8 protein-coding genes are annotated in these 7,326 nt (G+C 41.2%); all 8 read right to left on the reverse strand.

Annotated features, from left to right (window positions below):
* Positions 1 to 43: 43 nt before the first annotated feature.
* Positions 44 to 181 carry a hypothetical protein gene (locus ACFVU8_RS29845; RefSeq protein WP_175369690.1) on the reverse strand — a complete coding sequence of 46 codons (138 nt, stop codon included), beginning with the start codon at positions 179 to 181 and terminating at the stop codon, positions 44 to 46.
* A 470-nt stretch (positions 182 to 651) separates the two neighbouring features.
* Positions 652 to 1,497: a S41 family peptidase gene (locus ACFVU8_RS29850; protein ID WP_387432168.1), complete on the reverse strand. Its 846-nt coding sequence runs from the start codon at positions 1,495 to 1,497 to the stop codon at positions 652 to 654.
* Between the two features lie 16 nt (positions 1,498 to 1,513).
* The gene (locus ACFVU8_RS29855) at positions 1,514 to 2,188 is read right to left on the reverse strand and encodes a hypothetical protein (protein WP_175369688.1); all 675 of its coding nucleotides are present in this window, start codon (positions 2,186 to 2,188) and stop codon (positions 1,514 to 1,516) included.
* Positions 2,189 to 2,192: 4 nt separating this feature from the next.
* Positions 2,193 to 2,552, reverse strand: coding sequence for a hypothetical protein (locus ACFVU8_RS29860; protein ID WP_175369687.1), 360 nt, complete (start codon positions 2,550 to 2,552; stop codon positions 2,193 to 2,195).
* 272 nt (positions 2,553 to 2,824) lie between these two features.
* The gene (locus ACFVU8_RS29865; RefSeq protein ID WP_175369686.1) at positions 2,825 to 3,754 is read right to left on the reverse strand and encodes an ABC transporter ATP-binding protein; all 930 of its coding nucleotides are present in this window, start codon (positions 3,752 to 3,754) and stop codon (positions 2,825 to 2,827) included.
* The gene (locus ACFVU8_RS29870; protein ID WP_387432169.1) at positions 3,745 to 4,719 is read right to left on the reverse strand and encodes a radical SAM/SPASM domain-containing protein; all 975 of its coding nucleotides are present in this window, start codon (positions 4,717 to 4,719) and stop codon (positions 3,745 to 3,747) included. Before ACFVU8_RS29870 ends, ACFVU8_RS29865 begins: the two co-directional genes overlap by 10 nt.
* Before the next feature lie 115 nt (positions 4,720 to 4,834).
* Complete coding sequence (locus tag ACFVU8_RS29875; protein WP_387432170.1) at positions 4,835 to 6,256, reverse strand: radical SAM protein; 1,422 nt, start codon at positions 6,254 to 6,256, stop codon at positions 4,835 to 4,837.
* Positions 6,257 to 6,825: 569 nt separating this feature from the next.
* On the reverse strand, positions 6,826 to 7,032 hold the full coding sequence (locus tag ACFVU8_RS29880) for a hypothetical protein (protein WP_387432173.1): 207 nt from the start codon (positions 7,030 to 7,032) through the stop codon (positions 6,826 to 6,828).
* Positions 7,033 to 7,326 lie beyond the last annotated feature (294 nt).

A 7,326-nucleotide genomic window follows, 5' to 3' on the forward strand; every position in this document is an offset into this window, starting at 1 on the left:
GTATAGTCTTTTAATGGTATTTTCTGTATTCAATTTTGCTCATTTATAGATGTTTAGTCATCGTTCCAAACGTCCGAATCTCACTGTGGACCTCAACGATAGTCTCCGTCGACATCACACAAACGACGATCGTCTCTTGGTGAACATCCATTCCTGCACAACGTTCGAGTAACACTTCCATTCTTATATGTCCTCCAAAACCGAATTGCATGACGGCGGATGAATTCGAGCTTAAGCATTTCTCTGTTCGCGGTTCTCTGAATGAGCATTCAGAGCCAGCATAGGTTTGTGCACAGAACTCATCCTGGGCAGTTTATTTTCCGGGGTTATACCACCATAAAAAAGAACGTGTTTTGCGTCATGTATTAACAGTATAGGAAGTAGGCACATTCACTAAACTCACGCTATTTTCATACTAGGTTTGCGAACGAGGTGTCATGAATGTTTATTTAGCTTCTGATATATCTGATCTTATTACAAAAGCATATTCTTGCTGCTGATCCCTGGACGTAGTGGTTAAGAGGAACCCTCTTAAGAGATTCACTTCTTCTTTTTGTTGGCTCCACCAAAGAAACCAAAGGAAACCACTAATGCAATAATAATCGGCAACCATAGCGAGTAGTCCATATTGACTCACCTTCTTCTATTAATCTATGCCCGTTCCCCGACCGGGGCCTCTGCATGAACAAGGTCAGCGATACGCCGGTAATAGTCATCTTCCGATGAGAATGACAATTCCGCCGGGTTATCCTTCTTTAAATACGCCCGAAGCTCATTTGTATTGCCACCTTCCACTGTCCAGGAAAAAGCTGAAATACTAAACAGCCATTTTTTTCTTTTGTAATCAAAGGTTCTTTGTCCAATATTTTTACCTGCCGTATTGTTGCCTATCACCGTTGCTTCCTCCAGATGCTTCCTCAGCGTCAATGCCAATATTTCCCCGCAGCTAACCGTATTTCCATTGACCCAAATAAAGATCCGTTGAAAAGAGAATCGGCTTTCGTCGGACAGGTACATTTCCTTTTTTCCCGGATAACGTAATTCTACGATTTCGCAAGAAGGGAGTAGCAGTCTGGATGTTTTAACGCATTCCTCCAGTATGCCTCCTGTATGATTACGCAAATCAAGAATCAAGCATCTATAGTTGCTGTGACATTGCAGAATATCCTTGATCTTCCCGGAAACGCCATTATTAAAAAAAGGAATCTTAATGTAGATAAATTCGTTGAATTTTATATCATAGTTAACATCGAGGGCCCTTTTTCTCTTCATCGGATAACCCTTACCAAACCGGAAACAGGTATACGGCAGCCCCTTGGTCTCTTCAATGAAAGCGAAAAGGTGTGCCGGGGAAATCATGAAGCGGCCTAACAGATCCCTCTTTTTCTGGGTATATCGTTCGTCCTGGATTAATTCCAGCTCGTTTTCTTCATAGAGCTTCAAATACTGTCTCACTATTTTTTTGCTAATACAGAACGACGAAGAGAAGATCAGCATCTTCCTCTCATCTCCTCTACTCTTCTATGATATTCGTATTGTTGTATACCGTTACTAATTTCTGTGTGTTCATAAGCAACTTCTCTTTGCTGGAATGTAACATGATTATAAAGGAGAATCCAAAAATGAAAAAAGCGATGGTTATAATCATCCAGGTATGATCCAGATAAGCTTCTGCCTTTGAACCCATTAGCAATAACAGAAAGGGACCGGCAAGATTGATTATGGCAAATACCGAGGCAATCAACTGTTTGGTATAGCTGTAGTCCGCATAATGACAATTTGAAGCACCGAGAAAAGCAAAACAAAGCGTGAGATAAGCAGCAAACTGCGTCATGCCTTCTACGCTTAACGGGATGCTCATGAAACCTATCAAATTCATTACCGTTAACAACAGGATGGAGTAAAGATAACCGGTAGCTATAATGAAAATGAGATTCCACAGCCAGACCTTTCGGATTGTGATAGGTGTCGCCAGGATCGATTCACTGCTGATCACATTTTCCATCGAAAAATGAATAACACTGCTGAATAACGTAAATGTTGCCGGAAAGAGTACCAGAATCATTTCTTCGCTCAAACCAGACTGTTTCAGTACAAACAAGTATCCTACAGGAAGCAGCAAGAACACGATCCCTCGTATTTTCTGTTGCTTCAGCGTCTGAAATGACTTCCATAATAGAGCATTCATAAGATTATAAACACCTCATTATTAGTTTCTCTTTACTGACCCGTTTAAGGAACACCGTTGATATTGCGTAGATTATAACTATGGAGAGCGATATAATGGCCGCAGATCTGGTGAAGTCCCATATACGGATTGCCATGAATCCGTTTAAAATCAGTCCCTGACCAATAATAATACCGATTCTGGTTTTCTTCCCGAATGCCCATGCCAATACGCCTATAAGCTTACTCAACGAATATTGGAGCACCAGAAGCAATACCAGGAGCAGTGCTTCCTTCCACATCAGTTTTTTGGGAATTACGCCGTTGTTGTAGGACATAACCAGATACACCGGAAGGATGGCCATTACGAGAATGACTGATTTCATAAAGACGAATCTGCCTTTTGCCCGGAGAACTTGAACGACATTAAGCGGAGTGGCTAATATCGTTTCGATAGACGGTATTAAGTCGTAGAAGTAGATGTCATTTTGCGAAAGGACGGAAAACAAGAAAGTGGTATAAATAAAGAAAGAGAAGACTGTAAGGTCTTCAAATTTCCAAGCCAACACCAATACGGTAAAGATAAGCTGCATGGCTATGGATCTGTATAAGTGCCGTTGCCGTCTGAATTCCCGCCAATATACTACCCTTAAATCATTCATACATGAATAACATCTTCGTTAATAATTTCTTGATACAATTCCTCTAAACCATCATTGGCTTTTCTGAATTGCTCATACTTCACATGATGGCTGCTTAACCACTCCAGAATATCAATGTCGGAATGGCCCACTGTGATTACGGCTTCGCGTTCATTTTTAATGATCCAGCTGATCCCGATTTCCGGCTGTATTTGATGTAAATCATTGATAACCTCTTTGCCTCCAATTAAATAGTTGTTTTGCGTATAAGCTTCACGAATTTCGTCGTACGTTCCGGACCGAATGATTTTGCCCTTCTTAATAAATGCGATATGCGTGCACACTTTCTCAAGCTCATTTAAATCATGCGAATTGATTAGGACTGTTACACCGTTCTTCTTACAGTTCAACAAGAAGTTCCGGAGCGTAATCTGCCCCTCCAAATCGAGCCCCCGTGATGGTTCATCTAAAAGGATAATTTCGGGATTGTTAACCACCGCCCGAGCGAGAACAAGCCGCTGCCTCATTCCCCGGGAAAATGTGGTGGTTGAACTGTATCTTTTGTCGTATAGATCAAAATCCTGCAACACCTGCCCGATCCGGCGATGACGATCTGCCTTCTTGGCCTTGGGGTTATAAATCCGGTCAAAGAATTCAATGTTCTCCCAGGCCGTCAAGTCCTTGAATAAGCCGATATTATCGAAAAGAAAGCCGATCTTTTTTTTTTCCTGGTCAAAACGGCGGTCCGTCACATAGATCCCGTTGATCGAAATGTCTCCGCTCATCGCCTCATATAAGTTCATGATTAACCGGACAAGCGTTGTTTTGCCGGCACCATTGGGACCAACCAATGCGAAGATTTGCCCTTTGCCGATCTGAAGACTAACATCATCAAGAACCATATGCTGGCCCAGCTTTTTACTGACGTTGCTTACTTTTATAACCATGTAGCTTCCTCCAAACTGTACGTGCAGTTCTCTTCCGTATTTAGAAATCTGCAGGCATTGCAGGAATACCTGAACTCGCATCCCTGGCACTTAAGTTGATGATCCCGTGCATCTACATTCTGCTTCCAATAGTCGCTAACGAGTATTTTAATAGCCTGGGATAAAGAGTCTCTCCTCAAATTCAGCACAGGCGTTTGGCTTCCCAGGCATGGATATACATCGCCTACATGTGAAATAGCAATTTTACCATTGAGGCATGCATCCGAAAGCTTTCTGGAATAGAAGCTGTTCATATTCGGTTTCACCAAACGCTCTTTGACAATAAGCGGCTTATGAATCGTTGTCTTCATCATCTTCCATTCCGGGCCAGCAATCTGTTTAACTTCATTGTATAGCTGATCTTCGACTAATAAGGTGACCTGATTTTTAACCTTGTAGTAATTATGGATAATGGTTTTAAGATTTGGCTTATGGGTTACAGAGATCTGAACGCCCAGTTTAGAATGAATGCTTTTAGGCGGAATCATGCCGTTGGTATGGAGATTTGTTGCTAGCCCCAGTTGCTGCGATAAATCGATCAACTCATAAATATAGGGGTATTGCATGACCTCTCCGCCAGTAAACAACACCGTTGTTGTCCCGAAAAATGCCAGATCAGTAAGGATATTCCTCCAATGTTCATAAGTTAAGGTCTCTTCACCGTTATGCTCGAATTGTTTACACACAGGGCAAAAAGAGTCTTTGCAAAATGAACAATCCAAGTTACATTGATTCGTTACATGAAGCACGGCCATATGAATGCGCGGAGCATCCTGCCATAGCTTTTTTTGACTAAAGCTGTTTATCGGCCTCATTTTATCAATATAGATTTTACGATTGGAAAAGAAGCCGAAATCCATTTCCGCCAGCTTTTCAAATAAAGGTTCATGGGGATCAACGGGCTGATTGGCTTCCGCATCCTCCATCTTCCTGGTATTCAATTCATTGAGCCATACCATCTCTTCCTTCAAAAGATGGCACAATACAGACCTCTTCTTACCCGTCACTAAAAAACATTCGGAATACAGTCGGAAATATGAATTACTCAAGAACAACCCCTACCTTTTCATAAATAGTTTTATAGTAATCGATTGTAATTTCCTCGAATAATGTAGGATTGGTCTCAAGTACATTGATAAAATCAATTAACATCGATTTCACATGAGTTTCGATGTTGTCACACATGGAATCTTTCTTCTCAAATTCATGATCTGTCGCGCATTGCTGAAAACAGATATTACAGAACCTTGTTACATTACATTCGGTGCAGTTGCCGCACACCTTGTTTTTGAAGTTGTTGATGATTTCAGCAATTTTGCCATAATCAATACCATCTTCAATATTGCCAATGGCATAATGGGTATTTATTTTCTCGCACATATGAAAATTCCCGTCAATGGTTACATAAATCTTCTCTCCGGGAATGCAAGAGGCCGTGACAGGGAGCATATGGGGGCGCTTTTCATTCATCATAGGATGGAAGGCCAATTCCGAATAATTCAGCCCGACAAGGGAATATAAGAACGAGTCCTTTTTGATTTGGTTCCTTGCCGTGAGGTTCAAAAACAACTCTTTCATGGAAGTAAGATTTTCGAAGAATGTTTGTACATCGTCATGTGCAAATTGCTCATAATAGGTAGTATTGTTCGCATCAACCGAAGCCAACCTAGCTAAAAACAAGTCTTCGCCGTCGAAAAATTCCATGAGCTGAAACATATCCGTTTTGAAGTCATAACAAGAGCTTATGGCAAATTTGTTATACCCTTTATGATTGGTCCTGAACGTCTGCAGGTTCTTCATAATTTCATCGAAGCTTCCCGTTCCGTCAGCCTTCAACCGGTTACGGTCATGATTTTCTTTGTAACCGTCCAGACTAACAATAATGGAGAAGTCATGCTTCGTAAGAAAATTTTGACTTTCCTCTGTAAATTGGATACCATTAGTCGTAATATTATATTGAATGCCTTCATATTCTCCGTATGTTAGTTTAATGTATTCCACAATTTCTTTGATTAGACGCAGGTTTAATAAAGGTTCGCCCCCATAGAATCCAATAACAGGACTACGCGTTGGGTTTCGGCGATGAATCTCTTTAAAGTTAGAGAAATAGTAGTCTACCGCTTGTTTGGCAACGGCGAATGTCATATGCTTGTTTTCATAACTCTTCGTAAATTGATAGTGATCAGAATAAATACAATACTTGCAGCGCAAGTTGCAAAAAGACGTTACTTCCAAAAGCAACTGCTTGAAGCCATTAGCTTCTTTGCATAAATAATCTTCAATATCCTGTTGGTCAGCATCTCTGTTTATGTACAGCCCCATGTTGGCCCTGTCCGAAGCCAAGCTCTGAAACTGGTCACCGAGCAAGGAACAATCGACCTGCTCAGACGGGAAGATTTGACCTGTGAGATCGTCATAATAATATTCCGTTCCTTGCTTGCTTACGAAATGAACACCTTTCATTTGAACACCGCTTTCTGTGAAGGTTTACAGATACCTGGAAACTCCTGCGTCTCTGCCCAATGAGCGTTAGTATTCGATATGTAGAATGGAATCAGGCGGAAACACAGGAGCTGGCAGTGTGAAAAATTAATTAGGACGATACCCCTATTGCAACCGCGGATGCTGTGGCTGGTGCTCCAACTTCAACAGCTACAGCAGCGGTGGCAGCTTGACCTACAATTGGAATGACACAGGCAAGGCACGAAGCACACCATAAGCAAGCGGCACAAACTGCGCATCCCCAACATGCAGCAGTTTCTTGCTCTTCTCCGACAAAAATATTCTCCATTGTTCTCACCTCCTTTCACATATCGTGAATTTAATCACATTATTTAATGCAGATATATTCCATTTAATGGGTTTTAATGGCTATATTATCTTTAAATTAAGCTGTGAAGTAAAACTTTTTTTGCACGAAAATGCTTTTTTTGCACAAAAGCTTCTTCACATGTTCTTTCGGTACGAGACAGATGGTATCGGAATTGGACAACTGAAAGAAATCCCCTTTAATTGCTTTGACATGGTACAGATTAATCAAGTAAGTTTGATACCACCACAAAATTGCTGCTGTTCATCAGTTCTTTATAATGCATGAGCGTATAATGCAGCAATTCATAGTTTCCCTGCACAGTGACCAGAACAACTCTCCGGTTTATTTTGACGAATTGAATGATGTCCTGTTCTCTGACATGAATATAGTCATAATCGTGTTCATCCAGTATTTTGAAATGGAGCAAATCCTTCTCCGCAAGCTATGACTGATGATGGCCTACAAGACTGCAAATTGCCTCATTCACATCCAGGCCCAGACGGCTCCTTACAACCCACCGGAATGCATCATATTTGTAGCCCCTCGGCAGCCAGTTCAGTCGATTCCGCTATAAATATCAGAATGCATACCCGATGGATCTCTCTTAATTTGCGGGCCGCCAAGAAGCATCAGACTTCACCCTGATTCACATTCAGAAAAATACTAGTATAGTTATAAATGAGCAAAATCGAATACAGAAAAAACTATTAAAAGGCTATAT

Origin of the sequence: Paenibacillus sp. NPDC058177, from assembly GCF_042883835.1 — a bacterium.
GTDB lineage: Bacteria > Bacillota > Bacilli > Paenibacillales > Paenibacillaceae > Paenibacillus_AQ > Paenibacillus_AQ agri.

What these genes read in the sequence shown, in the direction of transcription:
- ACFVU8_RS29850 (WP_387432168.1), bottom strand. Translation starts at nt 1,497, where the DNA reads ATGCTGATCTTCTCTTCGTCGTTCTGTATTAGCAAAAAAATAGTGAGA.
- ACFVU8_RS29860 (WP_175369687.1), bottom strand. Translation starts at nt 2,552, where the DNA reads ATGAAATCAGTCATTCTCGTAATGGCCATCCTTCCGGTGTATCTGGTT.
- ACFVU8_RS29875 (WP_387432170.1), bottom strand. Translation starts at nt 6,256, where the DNA reads ATGAAAGGTGTTCATTTCGTAAGCAAGCAAGGAACGGAATATTATTAT.
- ACFVU8_RS29870 (WP_387432169.1), bottom strand. Translation starts at nt 4,719, where the DNA reads ATGGAGGATGCGGAAGCCAATCAGCCCGTTGATCCCCATGAACCTTTA.
- ACFVU8_RS29855 (WP_175369688.1), bottom strand. Translation starts at nt 2,188, where the DNA reads ATGAATGCTCTATTATGGAAGTCATTTCAGACGCTGAAGCAACAGAAA.
- ACFVU8_RS29845 (WP_175369690.1), bottom strand. Translation starts at nt 181, where the DNA reads ATGGAAGTGTTACTCGAACGTTGTGCAGGAATGGATGTTCACCAAGAG.
- ACFVU8_RS29865 (WP_175369686.1), bottom strand. Translation starts at nt 3,754, where the DNA reads ATGGTTATAAAAGTAAGCAACGTCAGTAAAAAGCTGGGCCAGCATATG.